This is a genomic window from Shewanella sp. WE21 (assembly GCF_002966515.1).
Classification (GTDB): Bacteria; Pseudomonadota; Gammaproteobacteria; order Enterobacterales; family Shewanellaceae; genus Shewanella; species Shewanella oncorhynchi.
In genome coordinates this window covers 1,482,194-1,498,050 of record NZ_CP023019.1, presented here as the reverse complement: position 1 = coordinate 1,498,050, position 15,857 = coordinate 1,482,194, and the positions used below count along the sequence as shown (strand labels likewise).

The following is a 15,857-nucleotide window of genomic DNA, read 5'->3' as shown; positions in this document are numbered from 1 at the left end:
TAAAGAAGCCAGCACTTAGCTGGCTTCTTTTTTGATTATTCAAAATTCGGTTTACGAATAAACAGGACGCTGAGATCTTGCTTTGGCGTGAACTGTTTTTGCTGGAACTCAAAGGTGAGAGGGTCAGTTTTTTTAAGCTCGCCATCAAAACACAAGCTAATGAGATCTGTGGGCTGGGATTTTTTTAGGGTGAGTTTGAAGTCCTTAATTGACCCTTGCCAGTTATTAGCTGTGACCAAAATATAGCTAAGATGGCTCCATTCGACGCCAATCTCCTGATCTTCGCCGTCTTGTTTGACAACGAGATTACGCTTCCGAATACCTTGCTTGGCGCTTTCATCTAAACAGGCCAGTTCAGTGTAAATATCGATAATACTACTGGCAGTATCGGGGATGCCCGTTGAGAGGCTTGGCGTGTAGCTATGGCTGATAGCGACAGATTGGCCCGCGGGAAAGGTTTGTTCCCACACAAAGTAATCACTTAGGGTAAAGGCGATTTGTTGGTTCTCATCCAACCATTGCTTGTGGAGTGCGGGTTTACCCTTGGGGACTTCGGCATATTCGGTAAAGTAAGCGACTTCATCTATCCCCCAACCAAGCTGTTTCAGCTCGGTTGAAATATCGGTTTTATCGGCAAGTTGGGCAACAAGCCTGTGCTGAGTTGGCTGGGTTTTGCCATTCACTTTAAGGGTGAAGTTATCAATGCTGCTGTGATCGGCTGAGCCAAAAAACATCGGTGGCATGGGAAAGGCTATGGGGACGATAAGATCCTGCGAACTGGTGTTGGTAAACACATAATCGACCCTGACTTCGGTCTCGCTGATGAAGAGGGACTCTTTATCCATACTGATATTAGGCTGATATTTCAAGGCAATAGAGCCATTAGCATCGCCAAAACTGCTGTCGTTGGCAGAGGCCGTTTCTCCGTAGACGAGTAAAACTATAGCAAAAAGGGGTATGGCTAAGTGTGCTGACATGAACTTCTTAACTCTAGTTGGATGTTTTAGTATCAATGGGGAACGATTATTGCGCGCGGGCGAGGTCGATGGCCGCACTTATCGCATTTCGCGCTTGTGGGCTATTTTTCCAGCAAGTAGTGCGCAGCATGCTGGCGACTAAGTTAGCAATATCATCCACTTCGTGTTGGGCGAGTTGTTGTAGCGAGCTGATGCCAATTTCTTCGAAGCGTTTAATTACTGTCGGGCCAACGCCTTTGAGTGCTAATAAGGCTTGTTTTTCTTGTTCATTAAAACCCATAACGAATACTCCTTTATTGTTGGGATTGTGCTCAATTAATAGTACTGGGCAAGATTACCTTTAAACAGAGTTAACAAAAAGGCCCTCGAAGGGCCTGTTTAGTCTTTATGAATCAACAATCATCAATAAGTGTTACATATCACAGGGTTTGAGCGGTTTACGCAACTGGGCGCGCACGTTATCCATGCCTGAGTAAAACTCTTTCATCATCAATAGACCCATCATCTTGCCGTTGTCGGTGACGATCAGATTGTCGGGATCTGTTGGGTCGTTTTTGATGGCGCCAATCAGTTTCATTGACGTCATTTCTTTAAATAAGGCGGTATCTAAATTGACGCCAAAGGTTTCGCGGAAATATTTACGCGATAAACGGCCGGAGAACATGCCCAGCAAAAAGCGATATTGCATCACGTCTTTTTTGCTGTAGTTCTTTTGTTGCTCGACACCCATTTGACCCGCTGCGATGCGTTCTTGGTACTTACGTAGCGAGAAAGTGTTCACATAAAGCGTGTCATTTAAGAAGCTAAATGAGCCCGAACCTACCCCTAAGTATTCGTCGTAATCAATAACGTATTCGTCAAATCCTTCGTCATCGGTTTTACCAAATGCCCATGCAGACAATTGATTATATTGACCATTAAGACTGTTTAATATTTGGCGATATTGGTTTGCCATATCCGCTTGCGGCGCCGCTAATTTGCCTTTAACGCTCTTACGGGTTTGATGAGTGATCATCAGCGGATAGGTGGTAATTTGTCTTGGGTCTAAGCGCGATGCCATGTCGAGATCGTGTTGGATCACTTCATCGGTTTGGCCGCGGAAACCAAAAATCAGGTCGACGTTGATAATAGGGAACAACTCTTTGGCACCCATGATCTTGTCGAAGGTTTGCTGACCCGTGCCGAATTTATCGAGTCGGTCGGTCATTTTTAAAATATCGTCATTAAAGCTTTGTACGCCGATAGACATGCGATCCACTAAGCCTTTGAGCTGTTTAAAGCCTGGGCTGTCTAAATGCTGCGGATCGGACTCGCAGGAGACTTCTTTAATGCTAGGAAATAGGGTTTTAGCGTGTTCTATGGTACGGGCTAATTCGTCTTCTAATACCGTGGTGGTACCACCACCAATGTACATAGATTCAAAGTCATAGCCGAGGGCCTTGACCATTTCCATCTCTTTACGTAATGAGATGAAGTAGGCACGCGCCTTGTCTTCCTTAAACATAAAACGGTGGAAGGTACAGTAAGAGCACAGGGTATGGCAGAAGGGAATATGTGCGTATAGCATATATTTTTTTCCTTCAACCGGTGCTGGCATCATTTCTGCGGAAAGCGTATCGAGGCGAAGATTCTTATCGACATAGTACTGCATGACCCGTTCCATCGAGCCGAGCATCCAGTTAGGGACGGTAATATTCGCTTGATAAGGCGTTGCGATAGCGCCGCTGAGCGTTTGAATAACTGATGACATAACGATTCCTATCTGAGAGTGCTAACCGTAAACACCGAAATTGCTTTAGGTAATTCACGACCACCTAGCGCAATAAGACTACCTCGTATGTAATTGTTAAAACGTGAACTGGTTATAAGTTACGGTTTCCTAACAAGGAAATCACGGGCTTTTTGTTAAGCAGATCATGTTTTAGCGATTGAGAATGCATTTTTATCATGCATTTTTTAGCGGAATTTATTGTAGATTTGCGGGGTTAGCTTGCCGTGTCAGTCTAAATACTGAGATTGAAAATCACCATTCTAGGCATTTTGTTGCTGGCGGATTAGCGCTTGTCTATCCAAGGGACGGCTGTCATCATCCGAGCGATAAAAATAACCTCTTGATGTAAAGGGCCCACTATGTTGGCAAACGTAAACCGCTTCTTCCCGCTGTTGGCACTGATAGGCGCAATGACAGCTTATCTGATATCGAGTTGGTTTACTGAGCTTAAATCCGCCATAGTGCCGCTGTTGGTGATCATCATGCTATCTATGGGGCTCACCTTAGATCTTCAGGATTTTGCTAATGCCTTCAAACAGAAACGTGCGGTACTCGCAGGACTCGTGCTGCAATTTTCGGTCATGCCGCTCAGCGCATTATTGATCAGCCTGTTATTAGGATTAGATAGGGAACTCACCATAGGCATGGTGTTAGTGGGCAGTGTTGCAGGCGGCACCGCCTCAAACGTGGTCTGTTATTTAGCGAAAGGCGATGTGGCTTTATCGATAACCATGACGGCACTATCAACCTTAGCGGGCGTGGTGTTAACACCACTGATTATTAAGCTGTTGATTGGGGAAATGATCGATATACCCTTCGCCGATATGCTGCTGAGTTTAGTGAAAATTGTGCTGATCCCTGTCAGCGTTGGCGTGATTATCAATCATTTTTTTAAATCGCTGGTGGCTAAAGTCGCTCCTGCATTGCCACTGATTTCTATCTTGGCAATTGTGATGGCGATTACGATTATCGTGGCGTTAAATGCCAATCAGTTTGATAAAGTTGGCCCGATTATTCTGCTTGCCGTGTTCTTACATAATGGTCTTGGTCTCGCCTTAGGCTATTTCTGCTGCCGTTTATTAGGCTTTAACCACACAGTCTGTAAAACTATCTCCATCGAAGTTGGCCTACAAAACTCCGGTCTCGCCACTGCTTTATGTATTAAATTCTTTAGTCCTATTTCTGCCATTCCCAGCGCGATATTTTCGATATGGCATAATTTGTCTGGCGCCATGTTGGCGGGATATTGGGCGAGGGAATCGCAAGATTAATAAGATGTTGCTGGCGAAAATAGATAATGTCTGTGGCCTAGCAAGCGCGGCCACAGGCTTAAATTGCTGTGACTAATTAACCGGTAGTGGGGTCTCGACAGGCATGAGTGTTAGCTGCAAGATATTTTCTTGCCGGCTTAATGCCAGTGGCAGTGTGTAGTTGGGAAAGCGTAATCCGAATACGACACCTTGTTGTAACAAGTGATACAGCTGATCTGTCATGGCAATCGTTAAACTGGCGCAGCCATGTTCATCGACTCTGCCTTCTAATGGTAAGGCGATTTTGTCAGCTAAGGTTAGATACGCCGCCATACGCCAGTGAGAGTTTTCTCCAATATTGTATGTGCTGCCATGCAGTTGGTTGTAGCCTAAACCACAGGCCTGCAAGCTTAATTGGGTTTTGGCCGCTGTTGGCAACGAAATAATCTGTTGTCGCTGCTGTGCCAGAAACTTACCCCACGTCAGGCGAAGAATAACTGAGTCAAGTGAGATGGGAACATACTGATCTTGCTGTTTTAGTGCATTAAAGCGGGCAATGCCCTGTTCCAATTTAGTGAGATCGTCTTCATATTCCAGTTGTGCCTTAAGCAGATTATATGCGGGCGTTTTAGCTTGTTCCATGCCGGCTAACGCCGCTTTCTCGAAGTATGCCAGTGCTCGCACTTTATCGGCTTCTGCGCCCAAACCGCGCTCTTCCATGCTGCCTAAATGATAGTTAGCGATGGCAACTTGATGCTTAGCACCTTGTAAAAATGCGGCTTTCGCACCGCTGTAGTCATTTTCATTCAACAGCAGAGCGCCGTAGTTTGTCCACGCCGTACCGTCATCTGCTGCCATACCCAATTCTAGCCACTTTATGGCTTGCTGGCGTAACTGCGGGATGTTGAGGCTTTCTCTTTCGCTGCCGACACTTTGCATCGCCATTAAATAAGCACGCAGATACTCGCGTGAGACATTATCCAGATAGAGGTTATCGGGCTGGAGTTCAAAGGCTTGCCCAAAGTAACTCCCCGCTTGCTGCGCCGCAGTGATTGCTTTCGCTAGATAGAACCTTGAGCTGGGATCTGCCGGACTGTGTGCTCGTCCTAGGTTATATAAGGTCGGTAGTTTAAGACCCCGCGCCAGCGCTTCTTCTAACAAGGGGATGGCCTGCGTTTTTCGATCATTATCCAGCGCCATGCTGCCTAGATTATGGCTGGCACGGGCCGAACCTAAGGCTCTGGCTTGTTCATAGTATTGGCTGGCGGTGGCATTGTCTTGCGTGACGCCACGGCCGAGATGGTAGGCTTTACCCAGTAAGAATAACGCCTCAGCATTGTTCTCTGCTGCTTGCTGCTGCGCTTGTTGCAAGAAAGCGTTGTATTGTTGTTGCTCAAATAGCTGTTCCAGCGCGGACTTTTCTGCAGTTGCTGCAAAGCTTACGGTCAACAGTAATAGGAGAGTAGCAATAGTGAATATCTTCATAACATCCTTGTCGTTAAGCGGGTACTTGTAAGCGGTAGTGCTAGTGAAGTTGTTTAACGTAGAGGCTTGTTATGCTACAAGCAAGCCTTGTGGTTTACCACTGTGTATGGACAGGCGGATAAAATGAGGCTGTGAACTAAATATGACAAATGTACTGCTTAATGTATCGGGTACTTTGTTTATGAGTAATATAGAGTGTTGGCGTTATATGGAAGTCGATGATGGTGTTATTGATTTAATCCGAAGGTTTTTAGTTATACTCAATATTTAAGGATGAATAAATATGAAATTCTTACCTGATGAATGGATGATAATAAAGCGGGTAATTATATATATTGTTACTGCATATTCATTTACGGCGAGTAGCAATGAACGGCCTTTAAAAAGAGAAAGTATACTGCGCGTAGAGCATCCCAGCGCCATTCAATATACAAGTGCCCTAATCCAATCTGGAACATCCAATACTTTAGTGTATGAATCTTGGAGTGGATATAAGATGGAAAAAGCTTGGTTGAGGTATACTTCTTTAAATTTTGATCATGGCGTGTTAGATAAAGGTTCATCAGTCAATATTTTACCTGAAAGTCCTTCTAATATAGTCTCGTCCGTGAGTTTAGTTAACTTTAATGGCGAAGATTGGTTGTATTATCTTGAGGCCCGCAGCTTTAAGTCTGAGGCTGATGTATTTCGAGCCAAATTGCGTAATGGGGTTTTAGTCGAAATAGAACCAGTATCATTAAAGGATGCGATTGCGCCATCAAGTAATATTAAATTTCATCGAGTGAGTCGCAACAGCGTTGCTATTGTGTATACCGCCAAAAAATGTTGCAGTCTTTATTTTGCACTAAGTAATGATGGCGTCAAATTTGATACCCCCTCAGCTATAGATAGTTCAGGTTTTATGCCTTATCTTTCATCTTTCTCCGGTGGTGATATTGTCTATTTTTTTCAAAAATCCTTCCGCACAAGTCAAACTCAGCCCAGCGGTAAACCTGTCTATATCACTAAGACTCATTTTAGAATATCCAGTAATTTAGGGAATACTTGGACAGAGGCTATACCTATTAACTTGACTGATGCGACAGTGCACGATGCTAAGGCTATTATCAGACCAGATGGCAATATTGATATTTATTATGTTTACCCAATTCAAGAAAATAGTGGATTATCCCTCTGGCGTCGATGTCTGAACCCTAATGGTCAATTAGGTGTTGAGGAGTTAGTGGTTGAGTCTAGTTTCGGCAATATTGCTAAGCCGACTACGCATCGTCTTAATACTGGGGAATTACTTATCACCTTTGTCGAGCAAGGAAAAGCCGTATTAGAGGGAGATCATAATCTTCATGCGGCAATTATCTCCCGTGATGCTAGCTGTGATCTTGGGACAGCTGGGTTAATTCAGTAGCCGTGACTTGATACGTTCTTTGCAGTTAAATAGCGACTCAATAAAAATTAAGCGAAATCCCTTGCTAGTCATGACACGCAAGGGATTTGTTTCTGGAGTGGACGAGTAAATATAAACTTAAAGCTTAAAATGCGAGACCACGCCGACGAGTTGTTCCTTCGTCGCGGCCAAAGAGGTTGCGCTATTGAGGGTGGCTTTACCGCTTTGATTCAGTTCATCGACCATTTCACGAATGGTGGTCAGATTACGGTTTATCTCTTCGGTCACAGCGCTTTGCTCTTCTGCTGCGGTGGCAATTTGATTACTGAGCCCATTAATATCGAACACATAAGTGGTCAGGGTATCAAGGTTTTCCGTCACTAGATTGGTGGTATCGGCGGCTTGCTGGCAACTGTGTTTCGTTTGCTCCATTGCGGTTACGGCGGCATTGGCACCAAGATAAAGTTGTTCCAGCATCTGGTTGATTTCTGCGGTACTTGCTTGAGTGCGTGCGGCCAGTGAGCGAACTTCATCGGCGACAACAGCAAAGCCTCGACCTTGTTCACCTGCACGGGCGGCTTCGATGGCTGCATTAAGCGCTAGCAGATTGGTTTGATCGGCAATTTCACCTATTACATTCAAAATCGCGGCGATATGACGGGTATTTTCGTTCATATCATTAATCGCATCAGCAGCGACATCGACTTTAGCGACCAAGGCAATCACAGTGTTGGCAGCTTGTTCGACGGCTTGCTTCGATTTATCCGCTTGCGCATTTGCTTGTTGAGTAAACTGGGCTGCAGATGCAGCATCACCCGCGACATTATGGGCCGTAGCGCTCATTTCAGTCATGGCTGTCACGACTTGGTCGGTTTCGACGGCGTGGATTTGCAGTGCATGATTATTGGCATTTGACTGTACATTCAATTGTCCTATTTGGTCGGACATATGATCCGAGGCTTGGGCAATTTCAGACATAATTTCACGTAGATTACCTATCACGCTGTCGAGATCTTCTGCGAGTGAGCAGAGCTCATTTTGTCCTTTAATATTTGTTTTATGAGTTAGGTCGCCATGGGCAAGACGTTCCATTACCCGTTTTATCTCATTGATTATGTGGACGAGTTGTTTACTCATAATGAGGGCGCTGAAGAGTGACGCTACAATCGCGAACAAGATCAATCCCAGTAGGATGCTTTCTGTCGAGGTGACTTTATCTTCAGCTTGTTTGCCTAACTCATGATTTCGCTGAGTGATCAGCGTGACTAATTGGTTGATTTGATTACTGACCTTAGGCCCGAGCGCAGCACGCTCAGCGGTTAGCTCAGGTACTGCTCCAGTTTGTTTAGCGAGTGCCAGTTCTTCTTGGTAGAGACGAACATAATGTTCTGTTTGTGGTAAAAGAGTGTGAATAGCTTGAGCATCAGCGCCCATGAAGTCGGTATTAAATTTGGTCAGTTGAGAGACGAGTTGTGCAACCTTATGTTGTTGATCGGCGATAGCTTTACCGTTGTGGACTAAGGTGGCTAAGCGCAACTCAAAAAAGGATTCTCGTACTGTAGTGAAAGTTTCTGCGAGCTGAGTGTTGTCGACTAGGCTTTTACTGGTCTCACCGAGTTCGTTAAAACTGCGATAGCACGAAATACCTATGATGATCAGTAAGATACTTGTAAACACTGATGGCAATGCCGTCAATGTACTGGTTTTGGCATTTTTAAACATGGTGACCTTCTAGGATAAAAAGCAGCAATGCGTAATTTAATTACGCTATAGGTAATTTTAGCGTGCGCGTGAGCTAGCCAGCAAGAGAGTATTTTATGGAAATGTCTACTAAGATACTGTTTTTAATTGAATTGTTTTATTGGTGTTGCATCTGGTTGGTTGCTAGGTTACAAAATGTTGTGTTGTTTAAATTAAATTTTTATCTAGATGATTGTTTTTATTATTAAATAACTATGATACATGCAATTTTTTTACAGTGATTTAGCATTTAAATTGGTCTTTGTGATCTCGTACTCAAATGCTACAAATGCTACAAATGATTCAAAATGTAATTCAGACATATACTTAAAGCCGATGACTCATGCTGAAATAAAAGCCCCCGCCAGTAGTGATTGACGGGGGCTCTACGTTTGCTAGTGGCTAAGTATTTTTTGAATACCTACAACTAGATTTCAGTCTTATTCTTTATATTTAAGCGTGCCGTTGGCTTTGATTTCATCAAACCATAGGTTGTGATGTTGGCTGGCCCAGTTTTCATCACAGTAGCCTGACACCATACATTCCATACCACCTTCTGACATCACAGTTGCCATGAAGATGTGTACGATAGAGAAAGCACAGATCACGATAGCGCTCACTGAATGCAGTACCAGGGCAATCAAGCTTAATGTACGGCTTGGCTCGAACAGGTTAGGGAAGAGTAATAACATGCCCGAGGCTGAAATGACTAATCCAAACAGGGCAAATGCCCAGAACCACATTTTCTCGCCCGCGTTAGCAAAACCCGCATCTGGGTGCTTACCTTTGAACGGACCAAAGTTAATGTAACCGCCTACTACCATGAACCACTTTACGTCGTACATTTTTGGCAGTTGGTTTTTCGCCCATAGGGTGGTCATCAATGCCCAACCTATCATGAAGGGAATCGCCATCACGTCATGGATTTGCTTCGCGCCATAGACGATTGCTTCCCAGATGCCTTCGCCCAACCAAGGTTGGAAGAAGAAGCGACCAGCCAGCAAGGTTAAGCCTGTTAAAATCAACAGTAAGCATGGAATCGCGCCTAACCAGTGGATTGAAACATCAAACTTAGACCAGCGATGCACTAACTTGCCTGAAAAACCATGGTGCAGCTTGGAGATGCCATTCACCTTGATAAATAGGACAAAGATAATGATCATACCGAATAGTGCTGCCATTAAGGCGGGCGCTAACCAGTCGCTACGCAGCTCTAATACCCGTAAATCGTAGGTATTGATCGGCTGAGCATGAAACTCACTTTGGGAGGTAGTGTATCCCGTGGCACCATCCTTCAGTTGCGCCCAAATTTGGGCATCAGACTGTTGAACTTGATTCGCCAGTTCATCACCACCATTGGCTATACACACAGCACTAAATAACAGTGCTATGGCTAAACCTATGTGTTTGAACCATTTGTTCATCATACATCCTCTCTCACTTAGTCGCGCCCACCTAGATAGGCGCTAAGCTAAGTCTGTGGACAGATCCTGTTGACCTGAATTAATTCCAAGCCGCGTTTTTAGCACCACGATAAGCCACACGCTCACGGAAGATGCTTGAAACCACTTCGGCATCACCCGCTAACAGGGCTTTAGTCGCGCACAGTTCTGCACACATAGGCAGTTTGCCTTCGGCAATACGGTTTGAACCGTATTTTTGGCGTTCTGCATCTGAGTGGTTTTCTTCTGGGCCACCGGCACAGAAGGTACATTTATCCATCTTACCGCGGCTACCAAAGGCACCTTTTTTCGGGAACTGAGGTGCGCCAAATGGACAGGCGTACAGGCAGTAACCGCAACCAATACAGGCATCTTTGTCGTGTAGCACTATGCCGTCGTCGGTTCTGTAGAAGCAGTTTGCTGGGCAAACCGCCATACAAGGTGCATCTGAGCAATGCATACAGGCGACAGAGATTGAGGCTTCACCACGTTGACCATCGTTGATCGTCACTACGCGGCGGCGTTGGATCCCCCACTCGAGAGCGGAGTCGTTTTCGTTTTTACAGGCAGTGACACAACCGTTACATTCGATGCAGCGCTTGGTATCACACAAAAATTTCATTGTAGCCATAATGGCAATTCTCCTAGCTTAAGCTGCACTTACGCTTTAACAATCTGACAGAGTGATGCCTTGGTTTCCTGCATTTGTGTCACAGGGTCATAACCATAGGTCAGCGCAGTGTTACAAGATTCACCAATAACGTAAGGCACTGTTCCCTCTGGATAATTAGGCGCTAAACTTTCTCCGTGCATCACACCCGCAAAGTGATATGGCATAAAGGTAACGCCGGGTTTTACCCTTGGGGTAACCATGGCTTGCACCTTAATACGGCCACCTTCGGCGCCTTCTAACCAGACATCTTCACCATTACGAATGCCGCGATCGGCAGCGTCGGCAGGGCTTATCTCAACGAACATTTCCTGTTGAAGTTCAGCCAGCCAAGGGTTAGAGCGAGATTCTTCACCACCACCTTCGTATTCAACCAGACGACCCGATGTCAGTACCAGCGGGTACTTGCCGCTCATGTCTTTGTCTTGGATAGACTTATACAGCGTAGGGAGACGGTGTACTTGCATGTCGTCATAGGTTGGGTATTTCGCCACTAAGTCACGACGTGCTGTGTATAACGGTTCACGGTGTACAGGGACTTGATCAGGGAAAGTCCAAACAATACAACGAGCTTTAGCATTACCAAAGGGGATACAACCGTGCTTGATCGCCACGCGCACTATGCCGCCTGACAAATCTGTTTTCCAGTTTTTACCTTCGGCTTCCGCTTTTTCTTCCGCCGTCAGATCATCCCACCAACCCAATTGTTTGAGCATATCGGCAGTAAATTCTGGGTAACCGTCTTGAATTTCAGCGCCTTTAGAATAAGTGCCATCGGCTAAAATGCTTTGACCCTTATATTCAACACCGTAACGGGCGCGGAAGTTACCACCGCCGTCTTTAACGTGTTTGGCTTGGTTATAAAGGATTTGAGTGCCAGGGTGTTTAGCCTCTGGTGTGCCCCAACATGGCCAAGGTAAACCGTAGGTTTCGCCTTTAGCTGGGCCGCCTGCGGCTTCCAACGTCTTGTTGCTGAAAGTACCCCAGTTTTGGGTGTGTAACTTGATACGCTCAGGGCTTTGACCTGTCATACCGATAGTCCACATACCGCGGTTGATTTCACGGGTGATTTCTTCAATCACAGGTAATCCATTTTCAATCGCGATGCGTTTAGTGTATTGCTCGGCAATACCCAGTTTTTGGGCCAAACGGTACATGATTTCGATGTCGGTTTTAGACTCGAACAGTGGCTCGATGACTTGCTCACGCCACTGGATAGAACGGCCTGAGTTAGATACTGAACCGTGAGTCTCAAACTGAGTTGCCGCAGGCAGCAGATATACGCCATTCTTACGACGGTGCATAACCCCTGCCATCGTTGGGAATGGGTCGACAACGACGACTGTATCCATCTTGTCTAAGGCATCACGCACTTCACGCTGACGGGTTTCAGTGTTGACAGATTGTCCCCAGAAAAACGCCATACGGATATTATCTTTCTGCGCTAATTTGCTCTTATCTTCTAACACACCATCGTGCCAACGAGAACAAGGAATACCCGGTGTCGTCATTGGATCTTTGCCAAGGTAGGCGGTTTGATCGAAACGACCTTTCACCCATGCCATGTCCAGATCCCAAACATGGGTCCAGTGACTCCATGCCGCTGAGGTCAAACCGTAGTAACCGGGTAAGTTATCAAATAACAAACCTAAGTCAGTTGCGCCTTGTACGTTATCGTGGCCACGGAAAATGTTAGTGCCGCCACCTGAAACGCCCATGTTGCCCAGTGCTAATTGCAGAATACAATAAGCGCGAGTGTTGGCATTACCCACGTGGTGTTGAGTTCCACCCATACACCAAATCACAGTGCCAGGACGGTTATCAGCCATTAATTTAGCCGCTTGATAAACCTCGGCTTCGCTCACGCCAGTGATGTTTTCGACTTCTTTAGGTGGGAATTTCTTCACTTCAGCACGGATACTTTCCATCTCGAATACGCGGTGCTTGATAAAGGTTTTATCTTCCCAACCATTTTCAAAAATGTGCCATAACATACCGTAAATAAACGGAATATCAGTGCCTGGGCGAATTGCACAATGCAAGTCTGAATGCGCTGCAGTGCGAGAGAAACGTGGGTCAACGACGATGATTTTGGCGTTGTTTCTTTCTTTAGCGATCAGAATATGTTGCATCGAAACGGGATGCGCTTCTGCTGGGTTTGCCCCGATCAGGAAGATGGCATGAGCATTCTGGATATCGTTGAAAGAGTTCGTTTGCGCACCGTAGCCCCAAGTGTTAGCAACACCGGCTACCGTGGTAGAGTGACAAATACGAGCTGAATGGTCGACGTTGTTTGTGCCCCACATAGCCGCCAACTTGCGGTACATGTAACAACCTTCGTTAGAAAACTTAGCGCTACCCATGAAGTACACTGAGTCTGGGCCAGATTCTTGACGAATGTTGAGCATTTGGTCGCCCACTTCGTTAATAGCATCTTCCCAAGAGATTTTTTTCCACTTGCCATCAACCAATTTCATTGGATATTTCAGGCGTTTTTCACCATGACCATGCTCACGCAGTGCAGCACCTTTCGCGCAGTGACCACCAGCGTTGAATGGGTGGTCGAATGCGGGTTCTTGGCCCGTCCACACACCATTTTGTACTTCGGCATACAGGCCACAACCGACGGCGCAGGCACTACAAATAGTACGTTTGATTTCGATTGGCGCATCATGCGGCACTTCTTTGGCTTCGACACGACGCATCATGCCTGTGCCCATCAGAGATGCTGCGGCAATACCACCTGTGGCGATACCTGCGTGCTTCATAAATTGACGACGGCTGATGCCTAACGCCGGTTTGTCTGCCACTGTGGCAACATTGGACTTGCGAGTTAACTTCATCGCTGACTTCTCCTAGATTAGCTGCGCAAGCTATCGTAATAGCTGCTGATATGCGCAGTTTCGTGGTAACCCTTTGACTCTTTAGTGGTTACCTTGCTGCTCTCGCTGACCTGTGCCACGCTCATGCCGGTTGCGGCAATGGCGGCACCCGCTACGCTGCCGACGGTGAGCGCTTTGAGCAAAGATCGGCGAGATAAATCGCTGGGTTGCTGCTTCATGCTGACTCCTGAAATTAGGGTTTAGTTTTTGAGATCGCACGGCTTTTTGTGGGGTTTATCTTGTTATCAAAAAGTGAAGATTAGCGACGGAAAAGATAATGAAATCATCTTGTTTACCATCAATCATCGCGCGTGACGGCAATATAGTAGGAAAGGGTTGAGTAGGAATTGATCTAGGACAGTTTGCAGCCCTGAAATCGGCGGCCGTTCTCTTAAAGCGTTAACTCGCTCATAGTTTAGTGAACTACTGGGGAAGAGGGCGTTGGCGGATTTTTGTATCTCGCTGTTTCAGTTGTTAATTTTTTGTGCTTTTGAATTAATGCGATGGGAACAGTGTGAATAAAAAACACCCCGCGATGCGGGGTGTTTTGAGGATGTAAAAGCTGCGGTTTAACTTAGTCTTTATACTTTAAGCTGCCGTTGGCTTTGATTTCGTCATACCAGAGATTATGGTGCTGGATTGCCCAGTTTTCATCACAATAGCCTGACTTCATACACTCCATACCGCCTTCGCTCAATACGGTCGCCATCCAAATATGCACTATAGTAAAGGCAATCAAGATAATGGCGCTGATAGAGTGGATCAGCAGCGCGCCCATAGAGGCTTCGCGGGGTAAATCCAAGCCTGGCAATACCAACATGATGCCAGATACGCTGATGAATAAACCAAACAACATCAGGGTCCAGAACCACATTTTTTCACCGGCGTTAGCGAAACCACTGTCAGGGTGCTTACCTTTGAACGGGCCAAAGTTGATATAACCACCTACCACTAAAAACCATTTCAAATCATACATCTTGAAGGTTTGTAACGGCATCCATTTCACCACACATACAGCCCAAGCCGCGATAAAAATGGGACCTGCCCAATCGTGGATTGTTTTGCTGCCATAGATCAATGGCGCCCAAAGGTCGGGGCCTAACATTGGCTGTATGACTTGCTTACCTAACATTATGGTTAGACCGGTAAACATCAGTGCCAGACAGCTGCTCGCCATGACCCAATGGATCCACAGATCCGCCTTTGACCAGCGCGAAACCATCTTGCCTGAAAAGCCATGACTCAGTTTTGATGGACCATTCACCAGATAAAACAATAAGAAAGCACCAAACACACCTACCACGGCTAGCGCCATGACGGGGGTTAAGTATTCATTTCTCAGTTCTTTACCTTGGTTACCGGCAACGTTAATCAACACCCCAGTATCTATCCCTTTGGCAGTGGTATAGCCGGCATCGCCTGCTTTTACCGCTCGCCAAAGATCGGCATCGCTGGTTTGCGCTTTCGCCTGTTGTTGACTCGATTGCTGATCACTTGCGTGTACTGGGTTTGAGCTCATGACTGAACCTAATCCCAATCCCATGACGAGCACCAACAGAGCAAACAGACTGTGCAGTGATTTGTTTAACTGTTTGTTTAACATTTTCACTCCTTGCCAGAGGTTAGGGATTTCTCCCTAACCCTCGCTCTGCTTAGTTAATCTCACCTGTCTTGGGGTTGTAACCCCAAATCACGTTAGGATTGCCTCGAGAGGCCATACGTTGACGGTAAATGTTTGATACCACTTCCGCATCACCTGCGAGCAGCGCTTTAGTAGAACAAAGCTCAGCACACATAGGTAACTTGCCCTCAGCAATACGGTTAGCACCGTATTTTTTACGCTCAGCTTCGGAGAAGGTTTCTTCTGGGCCACCGGCACAGAAAGTACATTTGTCCATCTTGCCACGACTACCAAAGGCAGTCTTTTTCGGGAATTGCGGTGCACCAAATGGACAAGCATAGAAGCAATAACCACAACCGATACAAGTATCTTTATTGTGCAGCACTATGCCGTCTTCGGTACGGTAGAAACAATCTGCCGGACATACGGCCATGCAGGGAGCGTCAGTACAGTGCATACAAGCCACTGAAATTGAGGCTTCGCCAGGTAGACCATCGTTGATCGTCACCACGCGGCGACGTTGAATTCCCCACTCGAGAGCGGAGTCGTTTTCGTTCTTACATGCAGTGACGCAACCGTTACACTCGATGCAGCGCTTGGTGTCACACAGAAATTTCATGACTGCCATAATGGCT

At 46.0% G+C, this 15,857-nt stretch carries 13 protein-coding genes; 2 read left to right on the top strand and 11 right to left on the bottom strand.

All coding sequences use genetic code 11. The features are described from left to right. Positions 1 to 35: 35 nt before the first annotated feature. The 3 genes from CKQ84_RS06385 to CKQ84_RS06375 all read right to left on the bottom strand — a co-directional run bounded on the left by CKQ84_RS06385 (position 36) and on the right by CKQ84_RS06375 (position 2,727). Positions 36 to 977 (bottom strand): DUF4424 domain-containing protein, encoded by a 942-nt coding sequence (locus CKQ84_RS06385; protein ID WP_105250564.1) that lies wholly within the window; start codon positions 975 to 977, stop codon positions 36 to 38. A 46-nt stretch (positions 978 to 1,023) separates the two neighbouring features. Next, positions 1,024 to 1,257, bottom strand: coding sequence for a hypothetical protein (locus CKQ84_RS06380; protein WP_011787794.1), 234 nt, complete (start codon positions 1,255 to 1,257; stop codon positions 1,024 to 1,026). Positions 1,258 to 1,389: 132 nt separating this feature from the next. Then, positions 1,390 to 2,727 carry a coproporphyrinogen III oxidase family protein gene (locus CKQ84_RS06375; protein WP_105250563.1) on the bottom strand — a complete coding sequence of 446 codons (1,338 nt, stop codon included), beginning with the start codon at positions 2,725 to 2,727 and terminating at the stop codon, positions 1,390 to 1,392. 380 nt (positions 2,728 to 3,107) lie between these two features. Between CKQ84_RS06375 and CKQ84_RS06370 the strand changes: the two genes are divergently transcribed. After that, on the top strand, positions 3,108 to 4,019 hold the full coding sequence (locus CKQ84_RS06370; RefSeq protein WP_173913162.1) for a bile acid:sodium symporter family protein: 912 nt from the start codon (positions 3,108 to 3,110) through the stop codon (positions 4,017 to 4,019). Positions 4,020 to 4,091: 72 nt separating this feature from the next. Here the strand turns inward: CKQ84_RS06370 and CKQ84_RS06365 are convergent, their stop codons facing one another. Further along, positions 4,092 to 5,483 carry a tetratricopeptide repeat protein gene (locus CKQ84_RS06365; protein WP_105250562.1) on the bottom strand — a complete coding sequence of 464 codons (1,392 nt, stop codon included), beginning with the start codon at positions 5,481 to 5,483 and terminating at the stop codon, positions 4,092 to 4,094. Between the two features lie 283 nt (positions 5,484 to 5,766). Here CKQ84_RS06365 and CKQ84_RS06360 point away from each other — a divergent pair, with 283 nt between their 5' ends. Beyond that, positions 5,767 to 6,888 (top strand): hypothetical protein, encoded by a 1,122-nt coding sequence (locus CKQ84_RS06360; RefSeq protein ID WP_158682994.1) that lies wholly within the window; start codon positions 5,767 to 5,769, stop codon positions 6,886 to 6,888. Positions 6,889 to 7,005: 117 nt separating this feature from the next. On the opposite strand, the gene CKQ84_RS06355 is transcribed toward CKQ84_RS06360, so the two are convergent. From CKQ84_RS06355 to fdh3B (CKQ84_RS06325), 7 genes are all read right to left on the bottom strand, one after another. Then, complete coding sequence (locus tag CKQ84_RS06355) at positions 7,006 to 8,589, bottom strand: methyl-accepting chemotaxis protein (RefSeq protein ID WP_105250560.1); 1,584 nt, start codon at positions 8,587 to 8,589, stop codon at positions 7,006 to 7,008. Positions 8,590 to 9,047: 458 nt separating this feature from the next. Continuing rightward, positions 9,048 to 10,031, bottom strand: a complete 984-nt coding sequence (locus CKQ84_RS06350) for a formate dehydrogenase subunit gamma (RefSeq protein WP_105250559.1) — start codon at positions 10,029 to 10,031, stop codon at positions 9,048 to 9,050. 79 nt (positions 10,032 to 10,110) lie between these two features. After that, the gene (fdh3B, locus tag CKQ84_RS06345) at positions 10,111 to 10,680 is read right to left on the bottom strand and encodes a formate dehydrogenase FDH3 subunit beta (RefSeq protein WP_105250558.1); all 570 of its coding nucleotides are present in this window, start codon (positions 10,678 to 10,680) and stop codon (positions 10,111 to 10,113) included. A gap of 29 nt (positions 10,681 to 10,709) precedes the next feature. After that, entirely contained in the window at positions 10,710 to 13,562 is a 2,853-nt protein-coding gene (locus tag CKQ84_RS06340) for a molybdopterin-dependent oxidoreductase (protein WP_105250557.1), read from the bottom strand. 17 nt (positions 13,563 to 13,579) lie between these two features. After that, positions 13,580 to 13,780, bottom strand: a complete 201-nt coding sequence (locus tag CKQ84_RS06335; protein ID WP_105250556.1) for a twin-arginine translocation signal domain-containing protein — start codon at positions 13,778 to 13,780, stop codon at positions 13,580 to 13,582. A 395-nt stretch (positions 13,781 to 14,175) separates the two neighbouring features. After that, the gene (locus tag CKQ84_RS06330; RefSeq protein ID WP_105250555.1) at positions 14,176 to 15,204 is read right to left on the bottom strand and encodes a formate dehydrogenase subunit gamma; all 1,029 of its coding nucleotides are present in this window, start codon (positions 15,202 to 15,204) and stop codon (positions 14,176 to 14,178) included. Between the two features lie 49 nt (positions 15,205 to 15,253). Then, on the bottom strand, positions 15,254 to 15,850 hold the full coding sequence (gene fdh3B, locus CKQ84_RS06325; RefSeq protein ID WP_006083566.1) for a formate dehydrogenase FDH3 subunit beta: 597 nt from the start codon (positions 15,848 to 15,850) through the stop codon (positions 15,254 to 15,256). Positions 15,851 to 15,857: the final 7 nt, after the last annotated feature.